16 protein-coding genes and 1 tRNA gene are annotated in these 14,804 nt (G+C 62.8%); 10 read left to right on the forward strand and 7 right to left on the reverse strand.

Annotation, left to right across the window (positions count from 1 at the left end; genetic code table 11):
* Position 1 precedes the first annotated feature (1 nt).
* The gene (locus tag NKJ89_RS26505) at positions 2-688 is read right to left on the reverse strand and encodes a cysteine hydrolase family protein (RefSeq protein ID WP_352606916.1); all 687 of its coding nucleotides are present in this window, start codon (positions 686-688) and stop codon (positions 2-4) included.
* A gap of 239 nt (positions 689-927) precedes the next feature.
* Between NKJ89_RS26505 and NKJ89_RS26510 the strand changes: the two genes are divergently transcribed.
* The 4 genes from NKJ89_RS26510 to NKJ89_RS26525 all read left to right on the forward strand — a co-directional run bounded on the left by NKJ89_RS26510 (position 928) and on the right by NKJ89_RS26525 (position 4,142).
* On the forward strand, positions 928-1,725 hold the full coding sequence (locus tag NKJ89_RS26510) for an ATP-binding cassette domain-containing protein (RefSeq protein ID WP_352606918.1): 798 nt from the start codon (positions 928-930) through the stop codon (positions 1,723-1,725).
* A 65-nt stretch (positions 1,726-1,790) separates the two neighbouring features.
* Positions 1,791-2,750: a tonB-system energizer ExbB gene (exbB, locus tag NKJ89_RS26515; RefSeq protein ID WP_352606920.1), complete on the forward strand. Its 960-nt coding sequence runs from the start codon at positions 1,791-1,793 to the stop codon at positions 2,748-2,750.
* Between the two features lie 4 nt (positions 2,751-2,754).
* A complete protein-coding gene (gene exbD, locus NKJ89_RS26520; RefSeq protein ID WP_352606922.1) occupies positions 2,755-3,201 on the forward strand; it encodes a TonB system transport protein ExbD in 447 nt (148 codons plus the stop codon).
* Positions 3,198-4,142, forward strand: a complete 945-nt coding sequence (locus NKJ89_RS26525; protein ID WP_352606924.1) for an energy transducer TonB family protein — start codon at positions 3,198-3,200, stop codon at positions 4,140-4,142. Before exbD ends, NKJ89_RS26525 begins: the two co-directional genes overlap by 4 nt.
* Before the next feature lie 186 nt (positions 4,143-4,328).
* Here the strand turns inward: NKJ89_RS26525 and NKJ89_RS26530 are convergent, their stop codons facing one another.
* From NKJ89_RS26530 to NKJ89_RS26540, 3 genes are all read right to left on the reverse strand, one after another.
* Entirely contained in the window at positions 4,329-4,577 is a 249-nt protein-coding gene (locus tag NKJ89_RS26530; protein WP_352606925.1) for a hypothetical protein, read from the reverse strand.
* 412 nt (positions 4,578-4,989) lie between these two features.
* Complete coding sequence (locus tag NKJ89_RS26535; protein WP_352606927.1) at positions 4,990-5,739, reverse strand: helix-turn-helix domain-containing protein; 750 nt, start codon at positions 5,737-5,739, stop codon at positions 4,990-4,992.
* 311 nt (positions 5,740-6,050) lie between these two features.
* A tRNA-Ala gene (locus NKJ89_RS26540) sits at positions 6,051-6,126 on the reverse strand.
* Between the two features lie 158 nt (positions 6,127-6,284).
* Here NKJ89_RS26540 and NKJ89_RS26545 point away from each other — a divergent pair.
* Positions 6,285-6,575 (forward strand): YggT family protein, encoded by a 291-nt coding sequence (locus tag NKJ89_RS26545; protein ID WP_023760873.1) that lies wholly within the window; start codon positions 6,285-6,287, stop codon positions 6,573-6,575.
* Positions 6,572-6,886 carry a DUF167 family protein gene (locus NKJ89_RS26550; protein WP_023760872.1) on the forward strand — a complete coding sequence of 105 codons (315 nt, stop codon included), beginning with the start codon at positions 6,572-6,574 and terminating at the stop codon, positions 6,884-6,886. Before NKJ89_RS26545 ends, NKJ89_RS26550 begins: the two co-directional genes overlap by 4 nt.
* A gap of 17 nt (positions 6,887-6,903) precedes the next feature.
* Here NKJ89_RS26550 and NKJ89_RS26555 read toward each other — a convergent pair whose 3' ends face one another.
* From NKJ89_RS26555 to NKJ89_RS26565, 3 genes are read right to left on the reverse strand one after another with little or no spacing between them, the layout of a single operon-like run.
* Positions 6,904-7,785, reverse strand: coding sequence for a MurR/RpiR family transcriptional regulator (locus tag NKJ89_RS26555; RefSeq protein WP_023760871.1), 882 nt, complete (start codon positions 7,783-7,785; stop codon positions 6,904-6,906).
* On the reverse strand, positions 7,782-8,849 hold the full coding sequence (locus NKJ89_RS26560) for an ABC transporter ATP-binding protein (protein ID WP_352606929.1): 1,068 nt from the start codon (positions 8,847-8,849) through the stop codon (positions 7,782-7,784). The genes NKJ89_RS26555 and NKJ89_RS26560 overlap by 4 nt, the downstream gene beginning before the upstream one ends.
* Positions 8,850-8,851: 2 nt before the next feature.
* The gene (locus NKJ89_RS26565) at positions 8,852-9,640 is read right to left on the reverse strand and encodes an SDR family NAD(P)-dependent oxidoreductase (protein ID WP_023760869.1); all 789 of its coding nucleotides are present in this window, start codon (positions 9,638-9,640) and stop codon (positions 8,852-8,854) included.
* 176 nt (positions 9,641-9,816) lie between these two features.
* Here NKJ89_RS26565 and NKJ89_RS26570 point away from each other — a divergent pair, with 176 nt between their 5' ends.
* The 4 genes from NKJ89_RS26570 (at position 9,817) to NKJ89_RS26585 (ending at position 14,719) form a co-directional block, all read left to right on the forward strand.
* Positions 9,817-11,049 carry an ABC transporter substrate-binding protein gene (locus NKJ89_RS26570; RefSeq protein WP_352606931.1) on the forward strand — a complete coding sequence of 411 codons (1,233 nt, stop codon included), beginning with the start codon at positions 9,817-9,819 and terminating at the stop codon, positions 11,047-11,049.
* A 447-nt stretch (positions 11,050-11,496) separates the two neighbouring features.
* Positions 11,497-12,366, forward strand: coding sequence for a carbohydrate ABC transporter permease (locus tag NKJ89_RS26575; RefSeq protein WP_023760867.1), 870 nt, complete (start codon positions 11,497-11,499; stop codon positions 12,364-12,366).
* An 11-nt stretch (positions 12,367-12,377) separates the two neighbouring features.
* Positions 12,378-13,202, forward strand: coding sequence for a carbohydrate ABC transporter permease (locus tag NKJ89_RS26580; RefSeq protein WP_502904157.1), 825 nt, complete (start codon positions 12,378-12,380; stop codon positions 13,200-13,202).
* 23 nt (positions 13,203-13,225) lie between these two features.
* Entirely contained in the window at positions 13,226-14,719 is a 1,494-nt protein-coding gene (locus NKJ89_RS26585; protein WP_352606935.1) for a M81 family metallopeptidase, read from the forward strand.
* The last annotated feature ends 85 nt before the right edge of the window (positions 14,720-14,804 follow it).

Genomic DNA, 14,804 nt, shown 5'->3' on the forward strand with positions numbered 1-14,804 from the left:
TTCAGCCCTTCGGTGCTTCAGGCCTGTCGCCAAGCCGCGACAGGCCCTCTATGACGGCGTCTGAATCCGTTAGTGCGCCAAACACGCCGTCCTCGATTGTCACCATATGAAGCGCGGCTTCGTGGGCTTGTCTGTCGCCGCTGGCACAGGCATCCGAGATCGTCAGGCATTGAAAATTGCGGTCGCATGCCTCGCGCAGCGTGGTGTGGACGCAGACATCCGTTGTGCATCCTGAAAACAGCAGATGCGTGATGCCTTGCGCGCGCAGGACAAGTTCGAAATCCGTATAGGTAAAGGCGCTGTTGCAGGTCTTGTCGACGATGATGTCCTGCGGCGCCACGTCGATCTCCGGAACAATCTGGAACCCCGGGCCCGAGCGCAGCAGGATTTCGGTGCCTTCGAGCCCGGCGCGCTTGCGGCGCCATTTCTCGTAGGGCGTCATATCGGCCATGTCAGCCCGATAGCCCTGCCTGGTGTGGATGACCCTTATGCCAGCCTTGCGGGCAGCGGCGATCAGCCGGCTCACTGTCGGCAGGATCGCCCTGAGCGGTGCGGGATCATATCCCTGCCTGGCAAAGTAACCCGTCGTCGACAGGAAATCCTGCTGCAGGTCGATGACGATCAGTGCCGTGTTTTCGGCCACCAGCCTGCCGTCAAAGGGGAAGTCGAAGGGTCTCGCCTTGATCATCCGGGCTCTCCTCACCGATCTGCGGGGCCCATCCTGACCGGCGAAGCAGCAGCCGTCCACCGGCGTGGCAGCACAACGCGAAGCGGCAGAGTGCCGAGGTGCGGCAGGTTACGGCGATTTGTTGATCGTTGCAGTCATCTTTAATGTTGACTAGCAACGTCATGTTTTCTAGTCAACCGGGCATCGGCTTGCCGAAAGCCGGAATCTGGAGATGCAAGCGGCCGCATTGGAGAGATGCCATGACCGTGGCTGGAATTGATGCCCAGACTGCCTTCCATATCGATGCGGTGCGCTTTGCCGTCGGCGCGCGGACCCTGCTCGGTCCGGTCTCGCTCGAACTGGAGCGCTCGCGCGTCTACGGGCTGATCGGCCACAATGGTTCGGGCAAGTCGACGCTGATCAAGCTCATGGCGCGCCAGCAGCCGGCAAGCTCGGGCGCCATCACCTTCGCCAGGCGTCCGCTGCCGCAATGGGGCGCCCGCGAGTTCGCTCGCGCGCTTGCCTATCTGCCGCAGACGACGCCGGCGGCGACCGGCCTCACCGTGTGCGAACTGGCGACGCTCGGGCGCTATCCCTGGCACGGCGCGCTTGGCCGTTTCCGTGCCGAGGACAGGCAGCATGTCGACGGGGCGCTGGCCCTGACCGACATGGAAGGCTTTGCCGACCGGCTGGTGGACGAATTGTCCGGCGGTGAACGCCAGCGCGCCTGGCTGGCCATGCTGGTGGCACAGAACGCCGGCGTCATGCTGCTCGACGAGCCGATCTCGGCACTCGACATCGCCCATCAGGTCGAGGTGCTCGGGCTAGTCAGAAATCTCAGCCGCAAACGCGACCTTTGCGTGGTGGTGGTGCTGCACGATCCCAACATGGCGGCGCGCTATTGCGACGAGCTGATCGCGCTTAAGGACGGCAAGCTGCTGACGCGCGGCACGCCTGGCGAGATCATGAGAAGCGATGTGCTGAAAGGCATTTTCGGCGTGGAGATGGGCGTGTTCGCGCACCCCGTCACCGGCCAGCCCGTCGGTTACGTGCAGTGAGGAGATTTGATGCAGCGGTGGGAAATAGAAAGCGGCTGGCCGCTGTGAGAACAAGGAAGACGCTGTTGTCTAGATATGGTTTGTTGGCGGCGTTGGTCGCATCCGTCATCCTGTCGGTGGGTAGCGCGACCGCCCAGGAGCAACCGGCCGGGGGCGCGCCCGCGATCGAAGCGCCCGCCGCGCCGCCAGCGCCCGTTGCACCGGCGCCCGCTGCACCGGCAGTCGCGCCGCCGGCTACGATGGCGCCGGTGCGGCCAGCCAATCAGCCGAACACGACCGTGCCCGGCGGGACCGGCCCTTTAGCGGCGATGGAGTCGACCCTGCCGCATGATCTGTCGCCGTGGGGTATGTTCATGGCGGCCGATATCATCGTCAAGGCGGTGATGATCGGGCTGGCCTTTGCCTCACTCGTCACCTGGACGATATGGTTGGCCAAATCGCTCGAGATTTTTGGTGGCAAGCTGCGCATCCGCCGCGCCGTCCGGGCAATCGGCGATGCCGCCACGCTGAAGCAGGCCAGCCGTGCGCTCGACCGCAGCGGCGGCCCCGGCGCGCTTCTGGTGCGGGCGGCCGAGGAGGAGACCGCGCTTTCGGCCGGCGCGCTCGATCATGTCTCGGGCGACGGGCTGAAGGAACGCGTCACATCGCGCCTGTCGCGCATCGAGGCGGCGGCGTCGCGGCGCATGTCGCGAGGCACCGGTGTGCTGGCGACGATCGGCTCGACCGCGCCCTTCGTCGGCCTGTTCGGCACCGTGTGGGGCATTATGAACGCCTTCATCGGCATCTCGCAGGCGCAGACCACCAATCTCGCCGTGGTCGCGCCAGGTATCGCCGAGGCTCTGCTTGCCACGGCGATGGGCCTTGTCGCGGCAATACCGGCAGTCGTCGTCTACAACGTCTTTGCCCGCTCGATAGCCGGCTACCGGCAGATACTCGCCGATGCATCGGCGGGCGTCGAACGGCTGGTCAGCCGCGACCTCGACTTCCGCACGGTCGGGCCGGCAACGGCGCTGGCGGCGGAGTAGCGCCATGGGCAGCAGAACCCGACAGACCATGGATGACGATCTCGAGGAGAGCCACGAGATCAACGTCACCCCCTTCATCGATGTCATCCTGGTCCTTTTGATCATCTTCATGGTCGCGGCACCGCTGGCGACGGTGGATGTCAATGTCGACCTGCCGGGCTCGACCGCAACGCCCGCGCCGCGGCCCGAAACGCCGCTGTTCCTGACGCTGAAGGACGACCTGACGCTGGCGATCGGCAGCGATAGCGTGCCGCGCCCGGCTTTAGCCGCGACGCTGGACAGCAGGACAAAAGGCGACAAGCTGACGCGCATCTTCCTGCGTGCCGACAAGGCGGTCGCCTATGGCGACCTGATGGACGCGATGAACCTGCTGCGCGGCGCCGGCTATCTGAAGATCGCGCTGGTCGGCCTCGAGGCGGCGCCGGCAGCTACTGGTGCAGCGGGGCCATGATGCATGCGGCCGCCTTGCCCTCGGTCGAGTTGTCGCGCTTCGGCTGGCGCGACCTTGGCTTGTGGACCAGTGCCGCCGCGCTGGTCCTCGGAGCCCATGTCGCGGTCGCCTATGCCGTGCAGAATTTCACGATGGTCACCGACCCGGACGGCGGTCCGCCCCCGGCCCTGGTGATCGAGATGGCCCCGATGGTGGTGATGCCGGCCGTGGAGGAACATGTTGCGGCGCCGGACGCGGTGACATCAGATCAGGCCGATCCAACACCGACGACCGAGCCGACGCCTGAAGCGCCGGTCGAGAAGGCGGAGCCGGTTATCGAACAGACGGAAGCCGTCGCCCCCGACGAGACCGAGCCCACCCAGACCGAGATGGCTGAACAGGTCGACCAGCCGCCGCCGGATGAGGCCGTTCCGGATGTTGTGGAGGCTGTCACACCCGAGGTCGTCATTCCCTTGCCGCAGCCGAAACCGGTCGAGGTGGTCAAGGACAAGAAACCAATCGAGGCCAAGCCGCAAAAGCCTGTCGAAAAGCCCAAGCCACCGTCGAAGAAGGAGAAGGCGCCGCCGCCGAGGACGGCAACCGTCGCAAGTGCCGATGCAAAGCCGGCACCCAGGACCGCAGCGCCGAAGTCGGCAGCACCGACGACGCGCTCCGGCGACGCCAGCAAGTGGGACTCGCGTCTGGGCGCTTGGATCAAGCGGCACACGCGCTATCCCAGTTCGGCCAAGGCTCGCCGGGTGGAAGGCAAGCCGTATGTCGCGTTCACGGTCGACTCGTCCGGCCGGGTCCTGTCCGCCAGGCTCTCTCGCTCGTCCGGAGATGCGGATTTGGACCGCGCCGCACTGGCGGTGCTGCAAGGCGCCACAGTGCCGGCACCGCCGCCGGAACTCGGTTCGCGCCAGAGCCGAACGGCGCCATTCGTGTTCAGCCTGCGCAACTAGAGACTAGACCAAAGCCGGGCTCATCAGTAGCTCAACGACGGGCCCACGGCCTCGACCTGCTGCAGATAGAAGCGGTATTTCGTGCGCAGCGTCCTGAGATTCGGGTCGTCGGAAGGCGTCCACTCCGCTCCAGACACTGACGGCCTGGCAGCTGTCGTCAATTGCTACCGCGACGAGTGCATTCCGCTACGCACTCCTGGGCTGGGCAGTGCGAATGTCCTTTGCCTTGGGGTGCAGCGGGTTACCACTGAGCTGCGTGTGCCTGGCCGGCCGTGCGCCGCGAAGAACGTCGAAGGCTTCCGCATAGGCCATGCCCAGCAGATAAGAGATCATGGGAAAACGGCCTGCTTCGGCCATCTGCACGAGCTCATTGGTTACCGACGAAATATACTGAAGACTGTCGAGTTCCGACTGACGTAAGGACTGATTCGACACGTGCTGCTCCTGTCAGACTGATGGTACCCTGGGGGACGTCGGCGCGGAACGCCTTCAGCGCTTGTTGTCGTGCATGGCCTGCGAAAAGAAGACAGTCTGCGTGCCGGCCGCAATCGTCAGCTTCGGAGCTGTGTTCACTTTCCTGGCCATTTTTGTCCCTTCCTGACCATCGGGATCCGTTGAAAGCTCATCCAGAACGAGATCCACAGCAAGAAATGTAAGGTCGAAAGCGTTAACGATCTGTTAAAATTGTAGTAAATCCGCGAGCCAAAGACAGGCGGACGGATTATCTTTCTTGGTGTTAAAGTGTAAAATATCGTTTTTATTCGGATACAGAGTAGACAATCGCTAACGTACGCTTTTTCGGTATAGGCTTATTCTTATTTAGCGTAAACCACGGTGATCGAGGCGATCAGCCCATCCCATCCTGGGTCAGGCTGACCACAAGTTGATCGACGCCGGGATCGTCGAGCCTGATGACATGTGCCATGCGGATGGCGTCCCTTGAACGGATGTTGGCGGTGTCGCGCCGCATGATGACGGACACGAATGCCGGCCCGGCCTCCGTCAGAAGCATGGCCTTGCCAATCAGCACCGGTTCGAAGATCGGAGCCCATTGCACGGAGATCAGCGACGGTTCGCCGGTCTGGCGGCGGTTGATGCCGCTGAAATAGATCCAGTTCAGGCGCGAGATCGCCACTCCATAGTGGTTGCCTCGCGCCCGCGCTGATGTCGATCCCTGGCGTTCCGACCATCCGGTGACGCTTCTGAAGGTAACCAACTCGGCCTGGCGACGCACGAAGGTTACTGACCGCATCAAGTGGTCGGGCCGGGCCGGGATCGAAAAATAGGTGAAATAGGTGCCCCCCGCGATCGATGGGCTGGGCGGGCGGATCATCTGGTTGAACAAGCCCTCGGACACCTGCGGCAGGCCGCGGACGCTGGGTTCGGCGACACCGGGATCCCGGTACAGTTCGGGCTCGTTGATCCGGAAGTAGTCGCATATCAGCGCGGCGGTGGCCTTGTTGGGAACCGTCTGTCCTTGCAGGTAGCGCTCGAACTGCGTGCGGTTGATGCCCAGCTCACGGCATACCGCGCTTACGGAGGCATGGTCCTTGCAGAGCCGTCTAAGGTTTGCAGCGAGATTCTCGCGAATTGACACGTTTTTGCTTCCGCAGGCGGCTTCTTCATTTCGATTCGAAAACCCATATAGCGTCTCCAGTCGCCCCGCAGAAACGCCTTGTCACAACGCACAGAAAACTGATTTGGTAGCGCCAATCTAGGGGGGCGGCTTCCAAAAAAATAGCGGCAATCCACGGGCAGCTTCCGCCAAAAGCCCAACTGACAACAGTTTTATCGGGTATCGCGAGGCGCAGTAGCGGCCTTCGCCGGCACGTTGGCACAACAAATATCGCCGGCAGGCGAGCGCGCAGCGTTTCTCTTGTCGTGAAAAGCAGAAATCGATTATTCCGCTGGTGGAGCTGAGGAGGATCGAACTCCTGACCTCGTCATTGCGAACGACGCGCTCTCCCAGCTGAGCTACAGCCCCGTCCAGCGGATGGGGCATTTATCGGGCGCCGTGGTTTCCTGTCAAGGCGGCGCTTTGCCGAAATCGGTGGCCGCCGACTTCGGGCCGCATGCGGCGGAAGGCGGCACTTGCCGGTTTCGCCTGCAATGGCTACATGTCGGCAACAATTGGAGACCGGCATGCTCGCCCTCATTCAAACAATCGTCATGGCGCTAGACCTCTACTGGTGGGTCATCATCGCCTCGGCGATCTTCTCCTGGCTTTACGCCTTCAACGTCGTCAACTCGCGCAATCAGTTCGTCGGTTCCATAGGCAACATGCTTTACCGCCTGACCGAGCCGGCATTGCGGCCGATCCGCCGTTTCATGCCGGACCTTGGTGGCATCGACATCTCGCCGATCATCCTGCTTCTGGTCCTGTTCTTCTTGCGGCAGTTCATACTCACCACGGTGGCACCTCTGATCCTGTGAGCCCGTTCCGCTTGCGCGATGGTGGCGTCGACCTGTTTGTCCGGCTGACGCCAAAGGCTGCGCTGGACAGGCTTGAAGGCGTCGAGACGTCAGCGGACGGACGAAGCCATTTCAAGGCTCGCGTCCGCGCCGTGCCGGAAAGCGGTGCAGCCAATAAAGCGCTCGAAAAGTTGATCGCCAAGACGCTCGACGTGCCGGTGTCCGCCGTCTCGATTGTCGCTGGCGGCACCGCCCGGCTGAAGACCGTGCGCATCGCAGGCGACCCGGCGATGCTGGCGAAAAACATCGAGGCGCTCGGCCAACAGTCGTGATGGCCTTAATAGGATGTTCAATCCCCCAGCGGCAGACGCGGATCGTCGACTTTCAACGTGTTCACACTCTGCTTGATGCGGCGCAGGTTTTCCAGAACCCGCGGTCCACGCGTCTCGGCGACCGACGTGACGATCATGTCGACGATCGACAGCAGCGCATAGCGCGACGATGTCGGCTTGTAGATGTTGCCGTCCTCCAGCGACTGGAAATGGATGACCGTGTCGGCGACCCTAGCGAGTGCGGAATCCGGCGGGGTGATGGCGATTGTGGTGGCGCCATATTGCTGGGCGACCTGCACCGCATCGATGACCGACCGCGCATAGCCGGAGACAGAGAAGGCGATCAGCGTGGTGTCGGGCGTGGCAACGGCGGCGTACATGCGCTGCAGCTGTCCGTCGATCTGCGCCAACACCGACACGCCGAGCCTGAACAGCCGGTTCTGCATCTCGGTCGCCATCATCGACGAAATGCCGCCGGAGCCGATGCACAGCACATTGCCGGAAACGGCGACGCGTGCGGCGACGGCGACCAGCGTCGTCATGTCGAGATTTTCGCTGGCGCGCTGGATGGCTGATATCGCCGCTTCGGTGATGGCGGAAGCGATGCGCTGTTCGCGCGCGTCGCGGTTCAACGGTTCCGGCGACAGATACTGGCCGCCAATGGCGATGGCTTGCGCCAGATAGAATTTGAAGTCGCGCAAGCCCTCGCAACCGAGGTTGCGGCAGAAGCGTGTCACGGTCGGCTCGCTGACGCCGACGCGCGCGGCAATTTCCGAAATCGCCGCCTTGGAGACAAAGTCGAGATCGGCCAGCACGAAGCCTGCCAGCTTGCGATCCGACTTCGTTCCGTCCTGCAATATCAGCTGTAGTCGCGTGATGATGTCGGCCGGCGTCTTCATAGAGGCAGGCCCGTCGCCTTGTCGAACAGGTGGATGTTGCCGGGGTCGACAGTCACCGACAGCACGTCGCCCGGCCTGACCGGCACCCTGTCGCGGAACACGGCGCGCACCGTGTCAGTGCCGATGGCGCCATAGACGTGGGTTTCCGAGCCGGTCGGCTCGACGACATCCACCTTGATCGCCATCGCGTCGGCAGCCTCGCCGATGACAAAGTGCTCCGGCCGGATGCCGGCCTCCACTGCAGTGCCCACAGGTACCTCTTTGCCGGCAAGCGCAAGCCGCCCGCCACCGACCGATTCGAACCAGGTTTTCTCGGGCGATGTCTTGAGAGAACCCGAGACAAAACTCATCGATGGGGAGCCGAGAAAGCTGGCGACGAACTTGTTGGCCGGGCTGTCATAAAGCTCCAGCGGCGCCCCGACCTGCTGGATCCGCCCGCGATCCATCACCACGATGCGGTCGGCCATGGTCATGGCTTCGATCTGGTCGTGGGTGACATAAACGATCGTCGATTTCAGCCGCTGGTGCAGCGCCTTGATCTCGACGCGCATCTGCACGCGCAGTTGCGCGTCGAGATTGGACAATGGTTCGTCGAACAGGAACACCGACGGCTCGCGCACGATGGCGCGGCCCATGGCGACGCGCTGGCGCTGGCCGCCCGACAGCTGGCGGGGGTAGCGGTCGAGATAGGAGAACAGATTGAGGACGCCGGACGCCTTCTTGACCTTTTGGTCGACCGCCTCGCGTGCCTCGCCGCGTATCTTCGGGCCGAAGCCGATATTCTCCGATGCCTTCAGGTGCGGAAACAGCGCATAGGACTGGAACACCATGGCGATGTTGCGCTGCTGCGGCGGCAGCGCATTGGCGCGCACGCCGCCGATCAACAGGTGGCCCGAGGTGATCGTCTCCAGGCCGGCCAGCATGCGCAGCAAGGTCGACTTGCCGCAGCCGGATGGGCCGACCAGCACGACGAACTCGCCGCTCTTGATGTCGAGGCTGATGTTTTCGAGGATCTTGTGCTGCCCGAAGGATTTCGACAGGTCGCGAAACTCGACGTCGGTCATGCTCACGCTCCCAGAATATTGTCGATGAACGGCAGGCAACCAGCGGTCAGCCCTGCGTCCACCGGCATCACCACGCCTGTTATTCCAGATGCGCGATCGGACGCAAGGAAAGCGACCGCTTCCGCCACTTCCGAAGCGTTGACGAAGCGGCCGAGCGGATAGAGCCGCTGCAGCTTGCCGAGGATTTCGGGATCCTTGGCAAGGCGGTGGTCCCAGGCGGCGGTGTGGATCGACCCGGGGCACACGACATTGGCGCGCAGGCCGTTGCGGCCGAGCTCGACGGCGATCGCCTTGGCATAGGCGTTGATGCCGGCCTTGGCCGCGGCATAGGCGGGATTGCCGAAATGCGCGATGGCGTTGACCGAGGAGATGAAAACGATGCTGCCGGAGCCGCGCCCGGCCATCGCCTTGACCAGCGGATCGGCGAAAGTCACCACTCCGGTCAGGTTGAGGTCGAGTTCCTGCTCTATACTGCCGGGGTTGAGCGCGGAGAGCGTCTCGGCGCGCGTCCAACCGGCATTGTTGATGAGAATGTCCGGCACGCCATCCCGTTCGAGGATCGCGGTGATCGCCGTCGCAATCGACGCCTTGTCGAGAAGATCGAAGACGTGGCGGGAAGCAAGATGCGGGCTCCTCAACGTCTCGCTCGATCGATCACAGCCGATAACCCTGGCGCCCCGTTGCGCCATCAGCGCCACGATAGCGGAGCCGAGTCCGCCGCCGGCACCCGTCACCACGACGGCTTTGCCCTCGAACTCGGCTTTGCCTTCGAATTTGGGTCGCGAAACCACCGTGCGTCGTCCTCGCTGACAGATCCGTGCAAGGCCTAGGCTAGAATATGTAAGTAAGCAACAGAAAAATCTGCTTGCAAGCCTTCAAATCGCGGATAATGTAGGAAAGTCACATAAATCTTCTGGCTTAGGCTACGAAGAGCGCGCAGGCGCAATATCAAATGGGAGAGATCAAAATGAGCCTTGCAAAATGGACTGCCGGCCTGATGGCCGGAATGAGCATGCTGGCAATCGCGGCGCAGGCGGATGCGGGCGAGGTGCGCGTCACCGTTGCGGAGTACAGCGCCAAGACTGCTCCCTATTTCGCCGACGTCAAGAAGGAATTCGAGGCGGCAAACCCCGGCATATCAGTCAAGTTCGAGGTGGTACCTTGGGATGTGCTGCTGCAGAAGCTGACCACCGACATCACCGCCGGCACCAGTGCCGATCTTTCGATCATCGGCACGCGCTGGCTGATCGACTTCGTGCAGCAGGACGTCGCGGAGCCGCTCGATAGCTACATCAATCCTGACTTCAAGGACCGCTTCATCGACACTTTTCTTTCGCCCTCGATCATGGACGGCAAGACCTACGGCCTGCCGATCGCAGCCTCGGCGCGCGCCATGTACTACAACAAGGAGCTGTTCGAGAAGGCCGGCATCGCCAATCCGCCGGCAACCTGGACCGAGCTGCAGGAAGATGCCCGCAAGATCAAGGCGCTCGGGTCCGGCACCTTCGGGTTCGGCCTACAAGGCAAGGAGATCGAGACCGACGTCTACTACTACTATGCGATGTGGTCCTACGGCACCGAAATCCTCAACAAGGACGGCACCTCCGGTCTCAGCACCCCGGGCGCGCTTGAAGCCGCCAAGCTCTACAAGTCGATGATCGATGAAGGCCTGACGGAGCCTGGCGTCACCTCCAACAGCCGCGAGGACGTACAGAACCTGTTCAAGCAGGGCAAGGTCGGCATGATGATCACCGCACCCTTCCTGTCCAACCAGATCAAGGAGGAGGCGCCGAACCTGAAATACGGCGTGGCGGCCATTCCCGCCGGACCGACCGGGGCGCGCGGCACGTATGGTGTCACCGATTCCATCATCATGTTCAAAAACTCCAAGAACAAGGACGAGGCCTGGAAGCTGCTCGACTTCCTGTTCACCACGGAACAGCGCGCCAAGTTCACGCAAGGTGAAGGCTTCCTGCCGGTGAACAAGGAAGAGGCGAAAATGGACTATTACGTCAACAATGCCGATCTGGCGGCGTTCACCGCGCTGTTGCCCGACGCCCGCTTCGCGCCGGTCATTCCGGGCTGGGAAGAAGTCGCGCAGATCACGTCGGATGCCATGCAGAAGATCTATCTCGGCGGCGACCCCGAGGCAGGATTGAAGGACGCAGCCGCCAAGGCCAACGCCGTCCTGAAGAAATAGGGCGTATCTCCCTGCGCCCGTGGCGCGCTCCGCTCAGGCGGGCGCGCCACATCTTGCAGACTTGACAGCGCCGCCCCAGCCAGTCTCCTTTCCTCTCCCTCCGGAGGGGGAGAGGTGGCTCGGCGAAGCCGAGACGGAGTGGGGGAACCACCCGGCAACCGCCGTGAACGGACATAGGAAGAGCACTCGGCGGAAACATCGCCTCGCTTGCGCCTAAAGGTCGACCCCCACTCCGTCGAGCTGCGCGCGACACCTCTCCCCCGATCGACGGGGGAGAGGAAGGCCCCCTTCCGCAACTGCTGCGAAGGACGGGCAGGCAGGTGAGGGGCGCGCCGACGGTGCAAGGAATCCTGAAGCGGTGCCTTGAGAAGAACGAGGTGGGATTAAGTCAATCTGTTAAGGCAGCGCAATCCAATCTCCGCCCGCAAACACGGTACAGCCCAGCCGATGCAAAATCGTTTCTTGCCCTATCTCCTGACCTTGCCCAGCCTGTTCCTGGCGGCGGTCGTTATTTTCTGGCCCGTCTGGGACCTGATCCAGATCTCGACACATGAGGTCAACCGCTTCGGCCAGCTGCGCGAATTCAACGACTTCGCCAATTTCGCAGCGCTCACCGCCGATCCCGATTTCATGGCCGCTCTTTGGCGCACCGGCCAGTGGACCTTGATGGTCGTCGGCGGTGCGCTTTTGCTGTCGATTCCGGTGGCGATGATCCTCAACACCGATTTCTATGGCCGCGGCATCGCCCGCGTCATCATCATGCTGCCCTGGGCGGTGTCGCTGACCATGACCGCGGTGGTCTGGCGCTGGGCGCTGAGCGGCGAAAGCGGCATGCTGAATTCGGCGCTGATCGGCCTCGGCCTCATCGACCACAACATCCAGTGGCTGGCGAGCGCCGAGACCGCTTTCCCGATGCAGGTGCTGATCGGCATCCTGGTGACTGTGCCATTCACGACGACGATCTTCCTCGGCGGGCTGTCGTCGATCCCGGACGACCTCTACGAGGCGGCGGCACTCGAGGGGGCGACGCCGCTGCAGCAGTTCCGCGAGATCACCTTTCCGCTGCTGAAGCCATTCATCAACATCGCCATCGTGCTCAACACCATCTACGTCTTTAATTCCTTCCCGATCATCTGGGTGATGACGCAGGGCGGGCCGGCCAACTCGACCGACATCCTGGTCACCCATCTCTACAAGCTTGCCTTCCGCATCGGCAAACTGGGCGAAGCGTCGGCGGTGTCGCTGGTGATGTTCGCCATACTGCTGGTCTTCACCATGATCTATGTGCGGCTGGCAATGCGGGAGCAACGCGCATGACAAATCGGCTCATGACGCGAAAGGTGAGGCGCTCGATCATTGCCTGGCTGCTGCTGACGCCGCTGATCGTGGTGACGCTCTTTCCTTTCGCCGTGATGCTGCTGACCGCGGTCAAGCCCAGGCAGGAAGTGCTGTCACCGACTTGGTGGCCGAGCGAATTCCGCTGGTCGAATTTTTCCGACATGTGGGTGGCGACCGGCTTTGGCCAGGCGCTGCTCAATTCACTCTACGTGTCTGTAATCGCCACCGTCGGCGCCATCCTGATCTCGGTTCCTGCTGCCTATGCGATGTCGCGCTTTCGCTTTGCCGGCTACGGCGCCTTGCGCCAGTTCCTGCTGATCTCGCAGATGATGTCGCCGATCGTGCTGGTGCTCGGCCTGTTCCGGGTGATGGCCGCCTGGGGCCTGGTCGAGAGTACGACGGCGCTCGGCTTCATCTACATGGCCTTCAACGTCGCTTTCACGGTTTGGATGCTGCAGAGCTATTTCGACACCATTCCGCACGATCTCGAGGAGGCGGCCTGGATGGAAGGTGCCGGCCGCTGGCTGACCTTGCGCAAGGTGTTCCTGCCGCTCTGCCTGCCGGCGGTCGCGGTGACCGCGATCTTCACCTTCATCAACGCCTGGAACGAATTCGTCGTGGCACTCACCATGCTGCGCAGTCAGGAAAGCTATACGCTGCCGATCCAGGTGTTCTCGCTGGTCGCCGGCCGCTACACGATCGAATGGCACCACGTCATGGCGGCGACGCTGCTGGCGACCTTGCCGGTGGCGATCCTGTTCATCTGGCTGCAGCGTTACCTCGTTCGCGGGCTGGCGCTCGGGGCGGTCAAATAGCGCCTATTCACGACGGAGCTTTCATGCGCATTTTCACTGCCTCGCTGGCAACGGAAACCAATACCTTTTCGCCGGTGCCGACCGACCGGGCCTCGTTCGAGATGGCCTTCTATGCCGGGCCCGGCAAGCATCCGGAAACGCCGACCCTGTGCTCGTCTCCGATGGTTGCGCTGCGCCGGCGCGCGGCCGCAGAGGGCCTCACCGTCATTGAGGGTACCGCCACCTGGGCCGAGCCGGGCGGCCTGGTGCAGCGGCAGACCTATGAGGCGCTACGCGACGAGATCCTGGGCCAGCTCAAGGCAGGACTGCCGGTCGATGCCGTCATCCTCGGCCTGCATGGCGCGATGGTGGCGCAAGGCTATGACGATTGCGAAGGCGATCTGCTCGAACGCATCCGCGACATGGTCGGTCCTGAGGTGGTGATCGCTGTCGAACTTGATCCGCATAGTCATCTGACGCCGAAGCGCGTCGCAGCCTCAGACATCCTCGCCTACTTCCTCGAATTTCCACACACCGATTTCTACGAGCGCGGCGAACATGTCGTCGAGCTCGGCCTGGCAGCGGTGCGCGGCGAGATCAAGCCGGTCATCTCGACCTTCGATTGCCGCATGATCCAGGTGCTGCCGACCAGCCGCGAGCCGATGCGCTCCTTCGTCGACCGCATCAAGGCGCTGCACGGCAAGGACGGCGTGCTGTCGGTTTCCGTCATCCATGGCTTCATGGCTGCCGACGTGGCCGAGATGGGCACGCGCATCCTGGTTGTCACCGACAATGACAAGGCCAAGGGCGACGCGCTGGCGGAGCGTTTGGGGCGCGAACTCTACGCGCTACGCGAGAAGACGGCGATGACGATGCTGAGCACCGCCGACGGCATCGATCGCGCCTTGGCCGTGCGCGCGGAAAATCCGGGCCAGCCGGTGGTCATAGCCGACATCTGGGACAATCCCGGCGGCGGTGTTCCCGGCGATGGCACCTTCGTGCTGCGCCAGATGCTGGAGCGTGGGCTGAACAATGTCGGCGTTGCCACGATCTGGGATCCGATTGCCGTCACCTTTTGCCTGGCGGCCGGCGAGGGCGCGGTCATCGACCTGCGTTTCGGCGGCAAGGCCGGACCGCAGGCTGGCGAGCCGATCGACGCACGGGTCAAGGTGCTGAGGGCGGTTGCGGAGGGTTGGCAAAGTTTCGGGCCAAGCCGGGTGACGCTTGGGCCGGCGGCCCTGGTCCGCATCGAAGGCACCGAGGTCGACATCATCCTCAACACCAACCGCACGCAGACCTTCGAGCCGGATATCTTTTCCAATATCGGCGTCGATCCGCTGGCCAAGGACATGCTGCTGATCAAGTCGACCAATCATTTCTATGCCGGCTTCGAGCCGATCGCCGCCGAGATCATCTATGTCTCGGCGCCGAGTTCGTATCCAAGCAATCCAGCGGTGACCAACTACACCAAGCTGACGCGGCCGATCTGGCCGAGGGTAGCGGACCCGTGGAAGGATGCTGGTAATCTCCCCCCTTGAGCAGGGGAATCGCACATGAGTACAAAGGGACTCTTGTGTGGTGTGCGGAAATCGATTCTGAAAGGACCTCTGGATGATCGGAGGT

Origin of the sequence: Mesorhizobium sp. M0047, assembly GCF_040323315.1 — a bacterium.
Classification (GTDB): Bacteria; Pseudomonadota; Alphaproteobacteria; order Rhizobiales; family Rhizobiaceae; genus Mesorhizobium.